At 69.0% G+C, this 18,519-nt stretch carries 18 protein-coding genes; 11 read left to right on the forward strand and 7 right to left on the reverse strand.

Features of this window, described 5'->3' with window-relative positions:
• Positions 1-99: 99 nt before the first annotated feature.
• The 4 genes from ALI144C_RS12230 to ALI144C_RS12245 are packed head-to-tail and all read right to left on the reverse strand — an operon-like array spanning position 100 to position 3,632.
• Positions 100-1,728 carry a phospho-sugar mutase gene (locus ALI144C_RS12230; RefSeq protein ID WP_076987196.1) on the reverse strand — a complete coding sequence of 543 codons (1,629 nt, stop codon included), beginning with the start codon at positions 1,726-1,728 and terminating at the stop codon, positions 100-102.
• Positions 1,725-2,531, reverse strand: coding sequence for a purine-nucleoside phosphorylase (locus ALI144C_RS12235; RefSeq protein WP_441297550.1), 807 nt, complete (start codon positions 2,529-2,531; stop codon positions 1,725-1,727). Before ALI144C_RS12235 ends, ALI144C_RS12230 begins: the two co-directional genes overlap by 4 nt.
• Complete coding sequence (locus ALI144C_RS12240; protein WP_269086672.1) at positions 2,528-2,695, reverse strand: abscisic acid-deficient protein Aba4 family protein; 168 nt, start codon at positions 2,693-2,695, stop codon at positions 2,528-2,530. The genes ALI144C_RS12235 and ALI144C_RS12240 overlap by 4 nt, the downstream gene beginning before the upstream one ends.
• Positions 2,696-2,705: 10 nt before the next feature.
• Positions 2,706-3,632 (reverse strand): hypothetical protein, encoded by a 927-nt coding sequence (locus ALI144C_RS12245; protein ID WP_076987197.1) that lies wholly within the window; start codon positions 3,630-3,632, stop codon positions 2,706-2,708.
• Positions 3,633-3,695: 63 nt separating this feature from the next.
• On the opposite strand from ALI144C_RS12245, the gene ALI144C_RS12250 reads away from it, so the two are divergent.
• Positions 3,696-4,412 (forward strand): MerR family transcriptional regulator, encoded by a 717-nt coding sequence (locus tag ALI144C_RS12250; RefSeq protein ID WP_237774107.1) that lies wholly within the window; start codon positions 3,696-3,698, stop codon positions 4,410-4,412.
• Here the strand turns inward: ALI144C_RS12250 and ALI144C_RS12255 are convergent.
• Positions 4,392-6,125, reverse strand: a complete 1,734-nt coding sequence (locus tag ALI144C_RS12255; RefSeq protein WP_441297551.1) for a serine/threonine-protein kinase — start codon at positions 6,123-6,125, stop codon at positions 4,392-4,394. The two genes, ALI144C_RS12250 and ALI144C_RS12255, sit on opposite strands and share 21 nt — an antisense overlap.
• Positions 6,126-6,215: 90 nt before the next feature.
• Here ALI144C_RS12255 and ALI144C_RS12260 point away from each other — a divergent pair, with 90 nt between their 5' ends.
• From ALI144C_RS12260 to ALI144C_RS12280, 5 genes are all read left to right on the forward strand, one after another.
• Complete coding sequence (locus tag ALI144C_RS12260; protein WP_076987199.1) at positions 6,216-8,060, forward strand: methylmalonyl-CoA mutase family protein; 1,845 nt, start codon at positions 6,216-6,218, stop codon at positions 8,058-8,060.
• Complete coding sequence (gene scpA / locus ALI144C_RS12265; RefSeq protein ID WP_076987200.1) at positions 8,057-10,234, forward strand: methylmalonyl-CoA mutase; 2,178 nt, start codon at positions 8,057-8,059, stop codon at positions 10,232-10,234. Before ALI144C_RS12260 ends, scpA begins: the two co-directional genes overlap by 4 nt.
• Positions 10,227-11,204, forward strand: coding sequence for a methylmalonyl Co-A mutase-associated GTPase MeaB (meaB, locus tag ALI144C_RS12270; RefSeq protein WP_076987201.1), 978 nt, complete (start codon positions 10,227-10,229; stop codon positions 11,202-11,204). The genes scpA and meaB overlap by 8 nt, the downstream gene beginning before the upstream one ends.
• Positions 11,205-11,213: 9 nt before the next feature.
• Positions 11,214-11,477, forward strand: coding sequence for a hypothetical protein (locus tag ALI144C_RS12275; RefSeq protein WP_143230602.1), 264 nt, complete (start codon positions 11,214-11,216; stop codon positions 11,475-11,477).
• A gap of 235 nt (positions 11,478-11,712) precedes the next feature.
• A complete protein-coding gene (locus ALI144C_RS12280; RefSeq protein ID WP_076987203.1) occupies positions 11,713-12,978 on the forward strand; it encodes a M20 family metallopeptidase in 1,266 nt (421 codons plus the stop codon).
• A 163-nt stretch (positions 12,979-13,141) separates the two neighbouring features.
• Here ALI144C_RS12280 and ALI144C_RS12285 read toward each other — a convergent pair whose 3' ends face one another.
• On the reverse strand, positions 13,142-13,591 hold the full coding sequence (locus ALI144C_RS12285) for a gamma-glutamylcyclotransferase family protein (RefSeq protein ID WP_042195735.1): 450 nt from the start codon (positions 13,589-13,591) through the stop codon (positions 13,142-13,144).
• A 201-nt stretch (positions 13,592-13,792) separates the two neighbouring features.
• Between ALI144C_RS12285 and ALI144C_RS12290 the strand changes: the two genes are divergently transcribed.
• The 3 genes from ALI144C_RS12290 (at position 13,793) to ALI144C_RS12300 (ending at position 16,286) form a co-directional block, all read left to right on the forward strand.
• The gene (locus ALI144C_RS12290) at positions 13,793-15,196 is read left to right on the forward strand and encodes an NAD(P)H-quinone dehydrogenase (RefSeq protein WP_076987204.1); all 1,404 of its coding nucleotides are present in this window, start codon (positions 13,793-13,795) and stop codon (positions 15,194-15,196) included.
• A gap of 91 nt (positions 15,197-15,287) precedes the next feature.
• Positions 15,288-15,674: a hypothetical protein gene (locus ALI144C_RS12295; protein ID WP_143230603.1), complete on the forward strand. Its 387-nt coding sequence runs from the start codon at positions 15,288-15,290 to the stop codon at positions 15,672-15,674.
• 6 nt (positions 15,675-15,680) lie between these two features.
• Entirely contained in the window at positions 15,681-16,286 is a 606-nt protein-coding gene (locus ALI144C_RS12300) for a class F sortase (protein WP_076987205.1), read from the forward strand.
• Between the two features lie 45 nt (positions 16,287-16,331).
• Here ALI144C_RS12300 and ALI144C_RS12305 read toward each other — a convergent pair whose 3' ends face one another.
• The gene (locus ALI144C_RS12305; RefSeq protein ID WP_076987206.1) at positions 16,332-17,192 is read right to left on the reverse strand and encodes an LLM class flavin-dependent oxidoreductase; all 861 of its coding nucleotides are present in this window, start codon (positions 17,190-17,192) and stop codon (positions 16,332-16,334) included.
• A gap of 49 nt (positions 17,193-17,241) precedes the next feature.
• Between ALI144C_RS12305 and ALI144C_RS12310 the strand changes: the two genes are divergently transcribed.
• The gene (locus ALI144C_RS12310) at positions 17,242-17,679 is read left to right on the forward strand and encodes a SixA phosphatase family protein (protein ID WP_076987207.1); all 438 of its coding nucleotides are present in this window, start codon (positions 17,242-17,244) and stop codon (positions 17,677-17,679) included.
• A gap of 137 nt (positions 17,680-17,816) precedes the next feature.
• Complete coding sequence (locus ALI144C_RS12315) at positions 17,817-18,404, forward strand: hypothetical protein (RefSeq protein ID WP_076987208.1); 588 nt, start codon at positions 17,817-17,819, stop codon at positions 18,402-18,404.
• Positions 18,405-18,519 lie beyond the last annotated feature (115 nt).

Consider the following 18,519-nt stretch of genomic DNA (forward strand, 5'->3'; position numbering starts at 1 on the left):
GGCGAGCACAATACGCAAACGGAGCGCCCGAACTTCCTCAGGCGCCCCGGTGGCGTCACCGCTCAGGCGTGTGGTGCACGATCAACAGGCGCGGCATGCTCAAGCTCCCAGCAGTTGTGAGATCTCCGCCCGCAGTTCGCCCATTTTCGCCTGTGCAGCGGATCGCGCGGCGGTCAGGTTCGTGTCGACCGGAGCGACGATCTCCAGGTACGCCTTCAGCTTCGGTTCCGTGCCCGACGGGCGCACAACCACCCGTACTCCGTCGCCCTTGAGCCGCAACACGTCCGCCTCGGGAAGCAAGTCCTCGGCGGTGACCGGCACCCCGGCGAGTGTCGAGGGCGGGTCGGCCCGCAGCTTCGCCATCAGACGGCCGATCAGCGGCAATTCGGTCACCCGCAACGAAACCTGGTCAGTCAGGTGCACGCCGTGCGCCAGGGCCAGGTCGTCGAGGACGTCCAGCAGTGTCCGCTCGGACGCCTTCAGGGTCGCCACGAGGTCGCAAGCCACCACGGCCGCTGATATCCCGTCCTTGTCACGCACGTAGGACGGGTCGACGCTGTTGCCGAGGGCTTCCTCGTAGGCGAAGACCAGGCCGTCGCCCGCTCGGACCAGCCATTTGAAGCCGGTGAGGGTTTCGGTGTACCTGGCTCCGTGCGCCGCCGCGATCGCGCCGAGCATCGAGGACGAGACGATGGTGGTCGCGACCAGTGCGTCCGGCACGCCGGCCGCGAGGATGTGCTCTCCAAGCAGGACGCCGGTTTCGTCGCCGCGGAGCATTCGCCATTTGCCGTTCTCCGGCACGCCCAACGCGCACCTGTCCGCGTCCGGGTCCAGTGCGATCGCCAGGTCCGCGCCTGCTTGCTCGGCCGCGGCCAGCAACAGGTCCGCCGCACCTGGTTCTTCCGGGTTCGGGAACGTCACCGTCGGGAACGCGGGATCCGGCTCGGCCTGGGCCGCTACCAGTGTGACGTCGGTGAAACCGGCCTGGTGCAAGGCCTTTGTCGCGGTCTCGCCGCCGACGCCGTGCATCGGCGTCAGGACCACCTTGATGTCCTTGGCGGTTCCGCGTGGCAGTGTGGCCACACGGGACAGATAGGCGTCGACGACGTCCTGGCGGGTCGATGCCGGGGCTTCCGCCCGGGGGATCGACACCGCCGGTGATGCGTCCCGGATCGCCGCTTCGATGATGCGGTCGTCCGGCGGCACGATCTGGGTGCCGTCCGCGTCGTAGAGCTTGTATCCGTTGTCCGCCGGTGGGTTGTGCGACGCCGTGATCTGGATCCCCGCCACCGCACCGAGGTGGCGCACGGCGAACGCCGTGATCGGTGTCGGCAAGGGCCCGTCGAGCTGGCAGACCTGGAATCCGGCCGCCGTCAGGACCCCGACCACGTCGCGGAAGAACTCCGCCGAGCCGGTGCGGGCGTCCCTGCCGACGACGACAAGACCGCCGGTGTGTCCCTTGTGGACGAGCCAGGTCGCCACGCCGTACGTGGTCCGCACGACCACGGACCGGTTCATCCCGTTGACACCGGCGCGGACCGGGCCGCGCAGCCCGGCCGTGCCGAACGTCAGCGGGCCGGACATCCGGTCTTCCAGTTCGGCCAGTGCTTCCGGTGCGCCGCCCATGGCCCGAGCGAGCACTTGCTGCAACTCGGTGCGGGCGGCAGGGTCGACGTCGTCGGCGATCCAGTGGAACGTCCTGTCGCGCAGTTCCGGCGTCAGCCTCACGCGCGGACCACCAGTTCACGCAGCAGCTTGCCGGTCTTCGTCGCGGCCTGCTTGCCCGCTTCCAGCACCTCGAGGTGGTTGAGCGGCTCACCGCTCAGCCCGGCCGCCAGGTTGGTCACCATCGACAGGCCGAACACCTCCATCCCGACGGCACGCGCGGCGATCGCCTCGAGCACGGTCGACATGCCGACCAGGTCCGCGCCGAGCACGCGGAGCATCCGGATCTCCGCCGGGGTCTCGAAGTGCGGACCCGGCAGACCCGCGTACACGCCTTCCTGCAGCGACGAGTCGATGCCGCGGGCCACGTCGCGCAGCCGCGCCGAGTAGAGGTCCGTCAGGTCCACGAACTGGGCGCCCACCAGCGGTGACGCGGCCGTCAGGTTGAGGTGGTCGCTGATCAGCACCGGCTGGCCGACCCGGTAGCCCTCACGGATTCCGCCTGCCGCGTTGGTCAGCACGATCGTCTTGCAGCCTGCCGCCGCCGCGGTGCGCACGCCGTGCACGACCTGGTGCACAGCGTGTCCTTCGTAACGGTGTGTCCGGCCCAGCATCAGCAGGACCCGCTTGTCGCCGACCTCGACCGACCGGATGGTCGCGCCGTGCCCCGCCACCACGGGCGGCAGGAAACCGGGCAGGTCGGCAACCGGTATCTCGGTGTCGTCCGCGCCGATCTCGTCGGCCGCGGGCCGCCAGCCCGAGCCGAGCACCACGGCGACGTCGTGCGCGGCCGAGCCGGTCCGTTCGGCCAGCGCCTCGGCGGCCGATTTCGCGAGGATCTGAGGGTCTTGCTGAGTGCCGGTCACGGCCGCGAGCCTACGTCAATCCGCGGGCGTTCCCTTGCGGACTGGCGCACCGCGACGAAGACGAGGAACCCGATGGGCGCGAGCAGGATCGTCAGCACCAGGATCGGTGCCATCACCAGCGGGTGCACCCGGCCGCGCGACTCGAGGTACATCCACCGGCCCACGAACAGGACATCACACCAGCGCTTTCTCTCTCGTGCGGACGGCTGCCGCGCCCGCGCCCGCGGATCCGATCACCAGTACTGCCAGTGCACCCAGCGTGAGGCCGTCCGGCGCGATCAGTGACTGCCCGCGCAATGCCTGCCACAGCAGCAGAGCGAGCAGACCGGCGTAGCAGACACCGCCGATCAGCACGAGTCGGGTGCGCACCAGGTCCGACTCGAACCGTTGCCGCAGAAGCAGCGCCAGCAACGGAAGTGCCTGCATGGCGTGGATTCCGATGAAGTGCGGGATGCGCAGGTCGCCGCCGACCGTGCTCCAGCCGGTGATCGGCATGCTCGGGCCGCCGTCGGGGACGCCGACCGAGTGCGAGCCGATCATGCCGGGCTCGACGTCGTTGCGCAGCAGTTCGAGTTGCTCCGGCGTCGGCGTGGGCATCAGGAACGCCACCGCCATGCCGATCAGCGCCAGCACGAGTCCGATTCGGATCGCCCAGCGCATCGGCGCGTCCAGGACCCGTTGCGTCATCAGCATCACCGCGATCACGACGTTGGCCACCCACAGCGCCGCGATGGCGCTGCCCATCACCGAGAACACGAACCCGTCGAAGCCCGGCGACGAGTTGAAGTGGCTGGGCACGCCGCGGACGGTCTGCAGGACCAGCGCGACCATCTCGAGCACCATCGCGGCCACGGTCACCCAGATCATCACCGTGGCGACCCGTTTCCCCTTGTGCAGCAGGGAAATCATCCAGGCGAGGGTGGCGGAGTACACCGCGATGGACACGGCGAACTTGAACGGCTTGAGCCAGATCGGGTCACCGATCAGGACTCGGTCGTCGAACAGCAGCCCACCGGTCGACAGCACCAGTTGGACGACCGCCAGGCAGGCGAGCACGAGTAAAGGCCGGTTCCACGTGCGGATTTCCTGTCGTAACGACATCAGGTTCCCCTCAGAACACGAATATGGACAGCGTTTTAGATAGTAAAGCTATCCGCTATCGATATGTACACTATCCATCCTGAGGGGTACCAGCAAGTCCCGGAGGCGCGGATGCGGATGGCCGAACTGAGCAGGCGGACCGGGGTACCGGTTCCGACGATCAAGTACTACCTGCGTGAAGGCCTGCTGCTGCCCGGCGAACGGACCAGTCCCAACCAGGCTTTCTACGACGAGTCCCACATCCGCAGGCTGCGGATGATCCGGGCGCTCGCCGAGGTCGGCGGCCTGCCGATCGCCAAGGTCAGAGACGTGCTCGACGCGGTCGACTCACCCGAGGAGCCGTTCGAGGTGCTCGGCGCGGTCCAGCACAGCATCGAGCCGCCGACCGGGAACCGGGAAGGCGTCCACTGGGAGGCCGCGACGCGGCGGGTCAGCCAGTTGCTGGCCGACCACGGCTGGCGGGCGAACGTCCACAGCCCGCCCGCGCAGACGTTGATCGCGGCACTGGCGTCGCTGCACGAACTGGGCCGTGACGACCTCGCCGACCTGATCGAGCGCTACGCCCCCCACGTCGAGAAGATCGCCGAGGAGGACGTCAAACGGGTGGCACGGGGCCGCGGCATCGAGGACACGGTCGAAGGCGTCGTGATCGGGACCGTCCTCGGCGAGACCATGCTCGGCGCGCTGCGCAGGCTGGCGCACCAGCACGCCACCGCGAACGCGCTCGGCGTCTCCGCCGACTACGAGGACCGCAAGCGGTCAGGGAGCGGTCGTGAATGACGGCGCGACCTGGTCGAACGTGCCCTTGCCTGTGTCTTCCTCGACCGTCGGCACAGTCAGGCTGACCACCCACAGGTCCGTGGTCATCGGGATCATGTCGCTGTAGGTCGTCCGCCGCGACGACCCGGCGTCGACGGTGGCGTACTTCAGGTACTGGCCCTGTTCGGACCCCGACCCGGCTTGGATCGGCTGAGGATCGCTCTGGTTGAAGGCGTCCTTCGGCCAGTTCGACGCCAGCGCGGACACGTAGTCCTTGACGATCTTGCGGGTGGGGTAGAAGCCGGGGTAGCGCTCGACCGAGAGCTGGTACCGGCCGTCCGGCGACAGGTAGATCACGCGGGTGCTCTCCGGGAGCGTCTTGGACGGCTTCTCCTGCACGACGAACTCCTCCCAGCCGGGCGGCACCTTGATGTTGAAGGTCCCGCCCGCCTTGCCCTTCACCGTCGCCGCTTCGCCGGTGCGGACCGCGAGGTCACCGGCGGGCCCCGGCGTCGGCGGTGGCTCGACGACCGGCTGCTCGATCACCGTGGGCTTGGCGGGTAGCAGGGGTTTCCCGTTCGCGTACCTGGCCGCGGCGAACCCACCGCCCGCCGCTGCCACGAACAACACGAACGCCGCGGCGTAGACCAACGGCCGGGGAACGCCGCGGCGGGCCTTGGGCTCGTCGACGTAGGTCATCGGGGTCGGGGTGAACGGCAAGGGCCCGGGGTCCGCGGCCAGCGACGGCCCGGTCCCGTCGTCCGGCTGGACCGCGGGCACCGGAACCGGTTCCGGCTCGGGTTCGGGTTCCGGCTCGGGCTGCTTGTGCTCCGGGACGAAGTTGTCCGCCTGCGCGAGCTGCTCCATCGAGAACGGTGACGTGCCGGGCTCCGGCAGCAGACCGTAGATCCGCCTGCGGACCTCGTTGAGCGGCATCCGCCCGGACGGTTCCCTGGTCATCAGCCCCGAGACGACGTCGGTCATCTCCCCGGCCGACTCGGGCTGCGGGATCTCGCCGTTGACCACTTCGAGCAGGGTGGCGATGACGTCGCCGTTGGGGTCGTACGGCGCGCGGCCCTCGAAGGCCGCGAACAGCGTCGCGCCGAGGCTCCACAGGTCCGCGTTGAACGTCACCTCGCCGCCGGAGGCCACCTCCGGCGCGATGTACGCGGGCGATCCGAGCGTGATCCCGGTCTTGGTCAGCGTGTTCTCGGAGATGTTGCGGGCGATGCCGAAGTCGGCCAGCTTGATCCGGCCGTCCGTGGCGACCAGCACGTTCGCCGGTTTGACGTCCCGGTGTGTGATGCCCGCCTGGTGTGCGGCCTGTAACGCGGCCGCCACCGCGTCGGCGACGGCCGCCGCCTGGGTCATGTCCAACGGCCCCAGCGAACGGATCAGGTGCGCGAGGCTGCTGCCGGGCACGAGCTCCATCACGACATAGGGGTCGCCGTTCTCTTGCGCGATGTCATGCAGGGTGACCACGTTCGGGTGCGAGAGCGAACCGATCGCGCGTGCTTCCCGCAATGTGCGCTCACGGACCTCGTCAGCGTGCTCCTCGGGCATGCCAGGGGGCAGGCGAACCTCCTTGACCGCGACCGGGCGGTGCAGGAACTCGTCGTACGCGCGCCACACCGTGCCCATCGAGCCGTGCCCGATCTCGCTGACCAGGCGATAGCGCCCAGCGATCAGCCGCTCGTCTGGCTGCGTCTGCTGCGCGTCGGTCTCGGACACCACGTCCCCCATTGTGCCGACACCCCAATCCTTGCCCCTGAGATGGTCTGAGTCACATGCTCGTGCACCGAACCGTCGTTAGCATCGCAAGGTATGAGTCAGGCGCCCGAGCTGGAAGAGCTCGTCCTCGCCGCGCAGTTCCCCACGGCCCAGCACGCGCAGTGGCAGGAACTGGTCGCGGGTGTGCTGCGCAAGTCCGGACGCTTGCCCGCCGACTTCGACGGCGACGCTGCCGGGAAGATCGCGACGAAGACCTACGACGACATCCTTGTGCACCCGCTGTATACACGGCAGGACGCGGCGCCCGCGGCAGGCATGCCGGGTCTGGCGCCGTTCGTACGGGGAAGCCGTCCGGAAGGCGCGGTCGACACCGGCTGGGACGTCCGCCAACGGCACGCGCACCCCGACCCGGCGGCTGCGAAGAAAGCCATCCTCGCCGACCTCGAACACGGCGTGACCTCGCTGTGGCTGGTTGTCGGCGACGCTGGGCTGCCCATCAACGCGCTGGCAGACGTGCTCGACGAGGTCTACGTCGACCTGGCCCCGGTCGTGCTCGACGCGGGACCGGACTTCCTGGCGGCCGCCGACGCCCTGCTCGAGGTGCACTCGGACAAGGCTGTCCCGGCCAGCGCGGTCGGCGGGAACCTGGGGGCCGACCCAATTGGCCTCTTCGTGCGCACCGGCGACGACCATCCCGTCGCCGACGCCGTCCAGCTCGCCGTACGCGTGTCCGGTGAGTTCCCGAAACTCCGCACGATCGTCGTGGACGCCCTGCCCTACCACCAGGCAGGCGGATCCGACTCGCAGGAACTGGGGTTGTCCATCGCGACCGGTCTCGTGTACCTGCGGGCGTTGACCGACGCGGGGCTGACCGTCGAGCAAGCCGCCGACCAGTTGGAGTTCCGGTACGCCGCGACCGCGGACCAGTTCCTCACGATCGCCAAACTGCGTGCGGCACGACGCCTGTGGGCGCGGGTGCTTGAGGTTTCCGGGGCCCCTGCCGTGCCGCAACGCCAGCACGTGGTCACGTCGCCGGTGATGATGACCCGCCGTGACCCCTGGGTGAACATGCTGCGGACCACGCTGGCCTGTTTCGGCGCCGGGGTCGGTGGCGCGAACTCCGTGACCGTGTTGCCGTTCGACGACGCGATCGGCCTGCCCGACGCGTTCGCGCGGCGGATCGCCCGCAACACCCAGGCCGTGCTGCTGGACGAGTCCAAGGTGGCGGGGGTGATCGACCCGGCGGGCGGCTCGTACTACGTCGAACGCCTCACCGACGACCTCGCGCACGCCGCGTGGGCGTTCTTCCAGGAGACCGAGCGCATGGGCGGGCTGCTGCCCGCCCTGGTCAACGGCCTGGTGGAGGACCGGCTCGGCGAGACGTGGGCGCGTCGGTCCAAGAACCTGGCCCGTCGCAAGGACCCGCTCACCGGCGTCAGCGAGTTCCCGAACATCACCGAGAAGCTCCCGGTCCGAGAGCAGGCGCCCGCCGGGCCGTCCGGTGGGTTGCCGCAGGTCCGGCTGGCCGAGGCGTACGAGGAACTGCGCGACCTGGCCGACGAGCAGCCGCAGCGCCCGAAGGTCTTCCTCGCCACGCTCGGCCCGGTCGCCGCACACACCGCCCGCGGCACCTTCGCGGCGAACCTGTTCCAGGCGGGTGGGATCGAGACACCGAACGCGGGCGCCACGGCCACAGCCGACGAGGTCGCCGAGGCGTTCGCGGCGAGCGGCACGTCTGTCGCGTGCGTCTGCGGACCGGACACGCTGTACGCCGAGCGCGTACCGGACACCGTGCGAGCGCTGCGAGCAGCGGGCGCGAAGAAGATCCTCCTGGCGGGCAAGGGCGAGTACGAGGGCGTCGACGGGTACATCCACATCGGCTGCGACGTGCTGACCGTGCTGCGGGATACCCTCAGGACGTTGGGAGTGGGCGCATGACGATCCCCGATTTCACGAACGTCTCACTGGGCGAGCCGACGCCGGTCGGCCTGGGCGAGTGGCAGGCCGCGCTGGCCGAGTCCACCGGCAAGGGCGCGGACGCGCTGGTCTGGGAGACGCCGGAGGGCATCGGGATCAAACCCGTGTACACCGCCGAGGACCTCGACGGACTCGACTTCCTCGACACGTATCCGGGCATCGCGCCGTACCTGCGTGGCCCCTACCCGGCGATGTACGTGACCCAGCCGTGGACCATCCGCCAGTACGCGGGTTTCTCCACCGCCGAGGAGTCCAACGCGTTCTACCGGCGTAACCTCGCGGCCGGCCAGAAGGGCCTCTCGGTCGCGTTCGACCTGGCCACGCACCGCGGCTACGACTCCGACCACCCGCGCGTGACCGGCGACGTCGGCATGGCCGGTGTCGCGATCGACTCCATCTACGACATGCGGCAACTGTTCGAGGGCATTCCGCTCGACCAGATGAGCGTGTCGATGACCATGAACGGCGCCGTGCTGCCGGTGCTCGCGCTGTACGTGGTCGCCGCGGAGGAGCAGGGTGTGCCGCCGGAGAAGCTGGCGGGGACCATCCAGAACGACATCCTCAAGGAGTTCATGGTCCGCAACACCTACATCTACCCGCCGGCGAACTCGATGCGGATCATCTCCGACATCTTCGCCTTCACCTCGCAGCACATGCCGAAGTACAACTCGATCTCGATCTCCGGCTACCACATGCAGGAAGCCGGGGCCACGGCCGATCTGGAGCTGGCGTACACGCTGGCCGACGGCGTCGAGTACATCCGGGCGGGCCGGGCGGCCGGACTGGACATCGACAAGTTCGCGCCGAGGCTGTCGTTCTTCTGGGCGATCGGGATGAACTTCTTCATGGAGGTCGCCAAGCTGCGCGCGGCGCGGCTGCTGTGGTCCAAGCTCGTCGCCCGGTTCGACCCGAAATCGCCGAAGTCGTTGTCGCTGCGGACGCACAGCCAGACTTCCGGCTGGTCGCTGACCGCGCAGGACGTCTACAACAACGTCGTGCGCACGTGCGTCGAAGCGATGGCGGCGACCCAGGGCCACACGCAGTCGTTGCACACCAACGCCTTGGATGAGGCGTTGGCGTTGCCGACGGACTTCTCCGCGCGCATCGCGCGCAACACCCAGCTCGTGCTGCAACAGGAGTCCGGAACGACGCGTGTGATCGACCCGTGGGGTGGCAGCGCGTTCGTCGAGCGGTTGACCTACGAGCTGGCCCGCAAGGCGTGGGGGCACATCTCCGAGGTCGAGACCGCGGGCGGGATGGCCAAGGCGATCGACGCGGGGATCCCGAAGTTGCGCATCGAGGAAGCGGCGGCGCGGACCCAGGCGCGGATCGACTCCGGCCGCCAGCCGGTGATCGGCGTCAACAAGTACCGCCTCGACACCGAGGAGCAGATCGACGTCCTCAAAGTGGACAACGCGGGCGTGCGGGCCCAGCAGCTGGCCAAACTCGAACGGCTGCGCGCCGAGCGGGACGCCGGAGCGGTCGACGACGCGTTGCGGCGGCTGAAGTCCGCCGCGGCGGGCGACGGCAACCTGCTGGAGCTGGCGATCGGCGCCGCGCGGGCGAAGGCGACGGTCGGCGAGATCTCCGGGGCGCTCGAGCAGGTCTGGGGCAGGCACTCCGGCCAGATCCGTACGATTTCCGGTGTCTACCGCGAGGAGGTCGGAACCGGCGTGTCCAATGTAGACGCCGCGCGCGGTGTCGTCGACGAGTTCGCCGACGCCGAGGGCCGCAGGCCGCGCATCCTGGTCGCCAAGATGGGCCAGGACGGCCACGACCGCGGCCAGAAGGTGATCGCGACCGCCTTCGCCGACCTCGGCTTCGACGTGGACGTCGGCCCGCTGTTCCAGACCCCGGCCGAGGTCGCCCGCCAGGCGATCGAGGCGGACGTGCACGTCGTCGGCGTGTCCTCGCTGGCCGCCGGTCACCTGACGCTGGTGCCCGCCCTGCGCGAGGAACTGGCCGCGCACGGCAGGCCGGACATCATGGTCGTGGTCGGTGGCGTGATCCCGCCGCAGGACTTCGAGGCGCTGCACGAGGCGGGCGCGGCCGCGATCTTCCCGCCGGGCACCGTGATCGCGGACGCGGTCGTGGACCTGCTGGGCAAGCTGCGGGTGCAACTCGGGCATGCCTGACACCGGTGACTACGCGCGCGCCGTCCTCGCGGGCGAGCGCGCCGTCCTGTCCAGGGCGATCACGCTGGTCGAGTCGACCCGTGCCGACCACCGCCACCAGGCGCAGCAGATGCTGGTCGAGCTGCTGCCGCACGCGGGCGGCGCGCACCGGGTCGGCATCACGGGCGTGCCCGGGGTCGGCAAGTCGACGTTCATCGACATGCTCGGCACACGGCTGACCGAAGCCGGGCACCGCGTGGCGGTGCTGGCTGTCGACCCGTCGTCCAGCCGGACCGGCGGCAGCATCCTCGGCGACAAAACCCGCATGGCCCGGCTCGCGGTCGACGAGAACGCGTTCATCCGGCCGTCGCCGACCTCCGGCACGCTCGGCGGTGTGGCCCGTGCCACCCGCGAGACGATCGTGCTGATGGAGGCGGCCGGGTACGACATCGTGCTGGTCGAGACCGTCGGCGTCGGGCAGTCGGAGATCACCGTGGCCGGGATGGTCGACTGCTTCCTGTTCCTCACGCTGGCCAGGACCGGCGACCAGTTGCAGGGCATCAAGAAGGGCGTACTGGAGCTGGCCGACGTCGTCGCGGTGAACAAGGCCGACGGCGACCACGAGAAGGAAGCGCGCCGCGCGGCCCGTGAGCTCTCCGGCGCGATGCGGCTCCTGCGCAGTGGCGAGGAGCTGTGGACGCCGCCCGTGCTGACGTGCAGCGGCCTGACCGGTTCGGGGCTCGACGAACTGTGGGGCGAGGTCAAGCGGCACCACCAGACGCTCGACGAGGCCGGGGCGCTCGCCGCCAAACGCCGCCAGCAGCAGGTCGACTGGACGTGGGCGATGGTCCGCGACACGCTGATGACCCGATTGCGTGACGCCGCCGAGGTCAGGTCCATCGCTCCCGAGCTGGAACAGGACGTCCGGGACGGGCGGCTGACGCCCACACTGGCCGCTGAGCGGATCCTCAAAGCGTTCGGTGTGCGCTAGCCTCAAGGAATGATGCGAGCTGTGGTCGCTTGTGTGCTCGTTGTGCTGTTCTTCCTGCCCGTCGGGGCAGCAACGGCTGCACCAGCCCAACTTGCTCCGTACGCGCAACAGGCCACGACCGCGCCGTCCGGACCCGACATCAGCCCCGCGCCGACCGAGCAGGACTCCGCCAACTCCAGGCAGCGTCTTGTGATCGGAATCGCCGCTGCGGTGCTGCTCGGCATCGTGATCCTCGGCCACCGGGCGCGCCGCAAGCGGGCGAAGAAGTCGTGATCGGTCGTGGTTCAGCCTGACTGAATTCTGTCAACCGTTTGGCGCAGTCGCGCTACCGGCGACCGGTCTGATCATCTGTTTCACCACCCCCACTTGAGCCCGGTGGTGCAAGATGGTGGTGAGTGGCACTTATGTTGCGCCGACCGTGCACGATGTTCACTCAAGAACCTGAAGCTCAACCCCGGTACCACTGATTCGTTGGTTTGTTTCCGTGGTGCTGCCGCGGAGGTGCGGCATGACTGTTCTGGACTCGCACGCCCAGGAGGGCGATCCTGACGTGCTGCTGGCGGATTCCGGCGTCAGTATGCCCACTGTGGATGACATCGGCGCCGGTCGCGGGCCGTCCTGGTTGGACGGTTGGCTTGCGGGCAACATCGGCGACATCGTCGCCTGGTACCGCCACATCCATGCGCACCCCGAGCTTTCGCGGCAGGAGTTCCAAACGACTCAGCTGCTCGCGACGATGCTGGCGTCGGCGGGTCTCCAGCCGGTCATCGGTCCAACCGGAACGGGCCTGATCTGTGACGTCGGCACGGGTGACCGTTGCGTCGCGCTGCGTGCGGACATCGACGCTTTGCCGTTGCACGAGGCAACTGGACTGCCTTTCGCGTCCAAGGTGGACGGCGTGGCGCACTCGTGTGGACACGACGCGCACACGACGGTGCTGCTGGCAGCGGGACTGGCGCTGGCGTCGGCGCCGGAACTGCCCGGCCGGGTGCGGCTGATCTTCCAGCCCGCCGAGGAAGTCATGCCAGGTGGCGCGCTCGACATGATCGAAGCGGGTGCGCTCAAGGGCGTCGAGCGGATCTTCGGCCTGCACTGCGACCCGCGCGTGGAGGTCGGCAGGGTCGGGACCAGGGTCGGCGCCATCACCTCGGCCGCGGACCTGCTGGAACTGCGCCTGACCTCGCCGGGCGGCCACACGTCCCGCCCCCACCTGACCGCCGACCTGGTGCACGCACTGGGCACGGTCATCACAGGGCTGCCTGCGCTGCTGTCCCGCCGCGTCGACCCCCGCTCCGGAACCGTGCTGGTCTGGGGCGCGGTACACGCAGGTGAGGCGCCCAACGCCGTGCCCGAGGAAGGCGTCCTGCGCGGCACGCTGCGCACAGGCGACCACGAGGTGTGGGAAGACCTGGAGCCGCTGGTCGCGGGCCTGGTCCAGTCCCTGGTGACGCCGCTGGGCGTGGGCTACGAGCTGCACCACCGCCGTGGCGTGCCGCCGGTCGTCAACGACGGCGAAAGCACCGCGATCCTGCGTGCGGGCATCGAGTCCGCGCTGGGTGGCGACGCGCTGGCCGGTACCAAGCAGTCGTCCGGCGGTGAGGACTTCGGCTGGTACCTGGAGCACGTCCCGGGTTCGTTCGCCCGCCTCGGCGTGTGGCCGGGCGACGGAATCATGCGTGACCTGCACCAACCCACGTTCCAATTGGACGAGCGCGCCCTGCTGACGGGGACCAGGGTGATGGTGCACACCGCGCTGACCGCGCTCGCCTCCTGAGTTATCCCCAGGCGGACTACTCTGCGCTAGCTGTCACGCGGCGTACGCGGGACGCAACGAATGCCGCCTTGGTTGCGTTTTTCGCAACGAAGGCCACATTGGTTGCCAATAGTGCAACGAAGGCCACATTGGTTGCGGTGGCCTGCTCGTCGGTGTCTTGGTGTCAGGGGCCTATGCCCTGGCAGGGCCTGATTCGCAGGTCGGCGACATAGTCCGCTGGTGCTCCGGCGGCCTCGGCCGCGTCGGCGACCACGCCCAAGTAGCGAGCGGAAGGGAGACCACCCTCGTACGCGTCGAGAACGTAGAGCCAGGCGACGACCGATCCTTCCAGCGTCTGTACCCGCAGTCGGATCTTCTTGTACAGACCCAGCGCGCCTTCCCAGCGGTCGAGCCGGGATTCGTCACGGGGACTGACGTCGTAGAGCACGCAGAACACCTGCGACTCGTTGTCCTCGACCACGGTGGCGAGCGCGCCCTCCCAGCTGAGGTCTTCGCCCCCGAAGGTCAAACGCCAGCCGACGAGCCACCCTGTACCCGCCATCGGCGAGTAGGGCGCTCGCTCGAGCATCTGGCTGGGATCCATGTTGGACCCGTACGCGGCATAGAGCGGCACCCGGACAGCGTAGCGACCCGACACATCCCGCGACGGGACGCGGGCCGGGGAGTCGCCCCACGAACGTGGTCATGATCCAGGCCGGGGTGGCGTTCGGGGCCTTGCGGTCCTCGGTCGGGAATCTCCCGGCTGTGGGTGCCGGAACGATCCAGCGTACGGTTTACGTGGATCAGATCGTGCGGTACAGGAGGAGCGAGCGCGTTGACCCGGATCGTGATCATGGGTGGTGGCGTCGGCGGTTACGAGGCTGCGCTTGTCGCGGCGCAGCATGGCGCTGACGTCACGATTGTCGAGCGGGACGGGCTCGGTGGCGCGTGCGTGCTGTACGACTGTGTTCCGTCGAAGACGTTCATCGCGTCAGCTGGTGCGCGTTCCGCGTTCCGCAACGCTGATGAGCTGGGGATCCGGACCAACGGTTCGCAGGCCGAGGTCGAGGTGCCGGTGGTGCACGGGCGGGTCCGTGGTCTTGCCCTCGCGCAGTCGGCGGATATCCGGGCGCGGTTGCAGCGGGAGGGCGTGCGGCTGATCGCGGGTTACGGCCGGTTCGTCGACGACCGGCCAGGGATGGCCGAGCACCGCATCGGGGTGACGCCGCACAGCGGTGAGCCCGAGGTGCTCGCGGCGGACGTGACCTTGATCGCGACGGGTGCCACGCCGCGTGTGCTGCCGGGTGCTGTGCCCGATGGCGAGCGGATTCTCGACTGGCGGCAGCTGTACGACCTGACCGAGTTGCCGGAGCACCTGGTCGTGGTCGGTTCCGGTGTCACCGGCGCTGAGTTCGCCTCGGCGTACATCGAGATGGGCGTGAAGGTCAGTGTGGTCTCCAGCCGTGACCGCGTGCTGCCGCACGAGGACGCGGACGCGGCGGCTGTGCTTGAGGACGCCTTCGCCGAGCGTGGCACGACGTTGTACAAGCACGCGCGGGCCGAGAAGGTCGAGCGTGTGACCGACGGGGTCGTCGTGCACCTGCAGGACGGGCGCAAGATCGAGGCCAGTCACGCGCTGATGACGGTCGGCTCGATCCCCAACACCACCGACATCGGCCTGGAGAAGGTCGGGATCGAGCCGGGACCCGGCGGGTTCATCTCGGTCGACCGGGTCTCGCGGACGGGCGTGCCGGGCGTGTACGCGGCCGGTGACTGCACCGGCGTGCTGATGCTCGCCTCGGTCGCGGGCATGCAGGGGCGGATCGCGATGTGGCACGCGCTCGGTGAGGGCGTCGCGCCGATCAGGCTCAAGACTGTCGCGGCGAACGTGTTCACGCACCCGGAGATCGCCACCGTCGGCATCAGCCAGCAGGCGATCGACTCGGGTGAGGTGCCCGCCCGCACGATCATGCTGCCGCTCGCCACCAACGCGCGGGCCAAGATGGTAGGCCTGCGCCGCGGCTTCGTGAAGCTGTTCTGCCGTCCGGCCACCGGTGTGGTGATCGGTGGTGTCGTGGTGGCGCCGACGGCGAGCGAGTTGATCCTGCCGATCGCGATCGCGGTGCAGAACCAGCTCACGGTCGAGCACCTCGCGTTGACGTTCTCGGTGTACCCCTCGCTGTCCGGGTCGATCACCGAGGCAGGCAGGCGGCTGATGAGGCACGACGACCTGGACTGAAACTTCTTCGAAACTCGGGGCAACCCGGAGATCGGCTCGGGCGTGTGTGGTGCGAAGGCATGAACCCGCCTGAACCCATGAAAGGTCTCCGATGCGTATTCGCTCCACTGTGGCCGGTGTCGTGTTCGGCGCAGCCGTCCTGATCCTCGGCGCGCCGATCGCCATGGCGAACAACGACAACGGCTCCACTCAGCCGGCGCCGGGTGCACCGTCGAGCCAGGTCACCACTTCGCCGGGCGCACCGGTCAAGGTGCCGACGACGGCACCGGCGCCGAAGGAAGCCGACATCCAGAAGAAGCGTGAGGCCGAGCAGGCAGGCAAGCCCACGGTCGTCAAGCCGAAGGGTGCCCCCGAGACCGGTGGTGGCATGGAGGACTCGTCGACGAACACCGGTGCGCTGGTGATCGGCGGCTTCGCGCTCGTCGCTGTCGCGGGTGGTGGAACGGTCGCCCTCCGGCGTGCCCGCAAGCAGAACTGATCGCTGATGCGGACATGGCTTGGTGCCGCGGTCCTGGTGTTCGCACTGGCCGGATGCGGCAGCGACGCGGGTGAGCAGAAGCAGGCCGCACCGCCTGCTCAGGTGTCCACAGGGGACTCCGCGTCCGCCGCGCAGGGCGTTGCCTCGTTGCCCGCGTCGACACCGACCGAGATCTCCATTCCGAAGATCGGCGCCCGCTCCTCGCTCGTCCCGCTCGGCCTGAACGCGGACCAGACCATCCAAGTGCCACCGGTCGACCAGCCCATGCAGGCCGGCTGGTACGACAAGGCGCCGACGCCGGGTGAAGCCGGTCCCGCGGTCATCCTCGGCCACGTCGACGGCAACAAGAAGCCGGGGATCTTCTACCGGCTCAAGGAACTGGCCGTCGGCGACGAGATCGCCGTGTCCAGGCAGGACGGCAAGACAGCGCAGTTCAAGGTCACGCACGTCGAGCAGATCGCCAAGCGCGAGTTCCCGACCGACAAGGTGTATGGCGACACCCATGGTTCGGAACTGCGCCTGATCACGTGCGGCGGCCAGTTCGACCACGCGGCCCACAGCTACAAGGACAACATCATCGTCTACGCGACCCTGATCACCTCCAAGTCCTGAGTGGAGCCCGGATCGTGATGATCCGGTGTGGGGCCCCACACCGGATCACGCGACACTGGGCGGCCCTTGGTCGACACGCCGACGGATCGCGTCCGCGTTGTCGAGCAGCTCGCCGAAAGGCATGCGCTCGTCCCACCACGTCACGCCCGCGTCGGCCAACTGCTGGAGCACCGGCCACTTGCCGCCCGGGCTGGACCCGCCGATGATGAAGTCGAACGGCTGGTCGGCCAGCCCGGCCTCTTCACGCGCGGTCTGTAAGAACGTGCCCGCCGCGGTGACCTCGTCGAGCGGCGGCGGTTCCGCCTGCCATGCGCCGGACAACATCGGCATCGCCCCGTCCCACCTGGCCGCGCGGCGCATCGGCGGCAGGTTGGGCCACCTGCCACCCACCCAGATCGGCACACGCGGCCGTTGCACCGGCGTCGGCCGGAAGATCACATCCCGCACTGTCACGTGCTTGCCTTCGAACGTGGTGCGTTCGCCCGACCAGAGCCGGTCGAGCACCGTCAGGCCTTCGTCGAGCCGCTCGGCCAGCACCCGCCGGGACGTCGGTTCGCCGAACGTGCCGTACTCGTCCTCCACCGGCTCGCCGAGGCCGACGCCGAGGACCATCCGACCGCCGGTGAGCCGGTCGAGCGTGGCCACTTCGCGGGCGAGTTTCTGCGGTCTGCGGCGGGCGACCGGGGTGATCATCGTGCCCAGCCTGATCCGGCTGGTGACCATGGCCGCCGCGGTGAGCAGGATCCACGGATCGGCGATCTCCCTGACCAAGCCCTTCTCGTGCACGACGTGGTCCCAGACGAACAGCGCGTCCCACCCGGCGTGCTCGACCGCCTGGGCGAGGACCGCGACGGCCTCCGGGTCGGCGAAGTCGCCGAAGTTGGGGATGTTCACCGAGAATCGCATGCCTCACACCATGCACCCACCCACCGACAAAACTGCGAGACTGGGTCGCATGACCGTCCGCACGCTGCTGATACTCCGGCACGCCAGCGCCGCGAACGCGGTGGGCCTCGCCGACGTGGAGCGGCCGTTGACGCCGATCGGCCGCGAGGAGGCCACGAAGGTGGGCCGCGAGCTGGCGTCGATGCGCCCCGGGCACGTGCTGTGCTCACCGGCGCTGCGGACAAGGCAGACCTGGGACCGCGTGCGTGCCGAGTTGCCGAACCAGCCCGGGGTCACGTTCGACCAGAGCATGTATCTGGCTGGAGTGGACACTCTGCGCGAACTGGTCTGGCAGACCGGCGACGAGGTGACCACGCTGCTGCTGATCGGCCACAACCCCGCTGTGCACGAGCTGGCCTGGGCCCTGCTCGGCGAGCTGGCGCCACAGCGCTTCCCACCTGCCAGTCTCGCGGCGGTCGAGTTCGACGGGGACTGGACGCAGCTCTAGCGCGACGCGCGGCACCGGGCGAGGTTGCTGAGAAATTCCTGCCAATTCTTTTGCCTGCCCCACGCAACGGGGTCACAGCTCGGTACGTCTTCATGAGTGCGAAAAGCAAACAGGCAGAAATCAAAGGGGACTTTCTCATGCGCAAGAACACTCTCGCCGGTGCGGTCGCTTTCGGTATCGCTGGTCTGTTCATTGTCGGCGGCGTCGCGAATGCCGACCAGGGGCCGGGGACGGACGTCGTCGGCAAGGTCAGCGTCGACAAGAAGTCGTACAAGGCGGGCGACGTCGTCGACGTGAGCGGTGAGTGCCACAAGGCCGGTTCCAGGGACTACACGGTCACCTCGCCCGCCTTCGCGTCCGCGGTCAAGGTCGTCGACCCGCAGACCGACTTCTTCGCCGGGAAGACCAAGGTCGGCAAGGACGTCAAGCCCGGCTCCTACGCGGTCAGCTTCCAGTGCGGCGGCCAGGCCATCAGCACGAAGGTGACGGTGGTGGCGACCGAGAAGAAGCAGGTCAAGCCGGTCGAGACGACGAAGAAGGAGAGCGGCCAGGTCGCCGTCAAGCCGAAGGGCTCGGCGAACACCGGCGGGGGTGACGTGGTGGCGGCCCCGGCGCAGGAGTCCGGTTCGAACACCGGCCTGTACGTGCTGGGCGGCGCCGGTCTGCTGGCTGCCGGTGGTGCGGGCGCGTTCATGCTGCGCCGCCGCTCGCGTACCCAGAACTGAAAATCGACCGCACGCTGGGTGGCCCTGTCCCGGGGAAGGGGACAGGGCCACTTTTGTGTGTGCGGCCCGGCCCGAGGTTGCTTCGAAAATCCGACTTTTATGTGTCGATCCTCGG

The organism is Actinosynnema sp. ALI-1.44 (assembly GCF_001984155.1).
Lineage (GTDB): Bacteria > Actinomycetota > Actinomycetes > Mycobacteriales > Pseudonocardiaceae > Kibdelosporangium.

What these genes read in the sequence shown, in the direction of transcription:
- ALI144C_RS12245 (WP_076987197.1), bottom strand. Translation starts at nt 3,632, where the DNA reads ATGTCGTTACGACAGGAAATCCGCACGTGGAACCGGCCTTTACTCGTG.
- ALI144C_RS12250 (WP_237774107.1), top strand. Translation starts at nt 3,696, where the DNA reads ATGTACACTATCCATCCTGAGGGGTACCAGCAAGTCCCGGAGGCGCGG.
- ALI144C_RS12260 (WP_076987199.1), top strand. Translation starts at nt 6,216, where the DNA reads ATGAGTCAGGCGCCCGAGCTGGAAGAGCTCGTCCTCGCCGCGCAGTTC.
- scpA (WP_076987200.1), top strand. Translation starts at nt 8,057, where the DNA reads ATGACGATCCCCGATTTCACGAACGTCTCACTGGGCGAGCCGACGCCG.
- meaB (WP_076987201.1), top strand. Translation starts at nt 10,227, where the DNA reads ATGCCTGACACCGGTGACTACGCGCGCGCCGTCCTCGCGGGCGAGCGC.
- ALI144C_RS12275 (WP_143230602.1), top strand. Translation starts at nt 11,214, where the DNA reads ATGATGCGAGCTGTGGTCGCTTGTGTGCTCGTTGTGCTGTTCTTCCTG.
- ALI144C_RS12280 (WP_076987203.1), top strand. Translation starts at nt 11,713, where the DNA reads ATGACTGTTCTGGACTCGCACGCCCAGGAGGGCGATCCTGACGTGCTG.
- ALI144C_RS12295 (WP_143230603.1), top strand. Translation starts at nt 15,288, where the DNA reads ATGCGTATTCGCTCCACTGTGGCCGGTGTCGTGTTCGGCGCAGCCGTC.
- ALI144C_RS12300 (WP_076987205.1), top strand. Translation starts at nt 15,681, where the DNA reads ATGCGGACATGGCTTGGTGCCGCGGTCCTGGTGTTCGCACTGGCCGGA.
- ALI144C_RS12305 (WP_076987206.1), bottom strand. Translation starts at nt 17,192, where the DNA reads ATGCGATTCTCGGTGAACATCCCCAACTTCGGCGACTTCGCCGACCCG.
- ALI144C_RS12310 (WP_076987207.1), top strand. Translation starts at nt 17,242, where the DNA reads ATGACCGTCCGCACGCTGCTGATACTCCGGCACGCCAGCGCCGCGAAC.
- ALI144C_RS12315 (WP_076987208.1), top strand. Translation starts at nt 17,817, where the DNA reads ATGCGCAAGAACACTCTCGCCGGTGCGGTCGCTTTCGGTATCGCTGGT.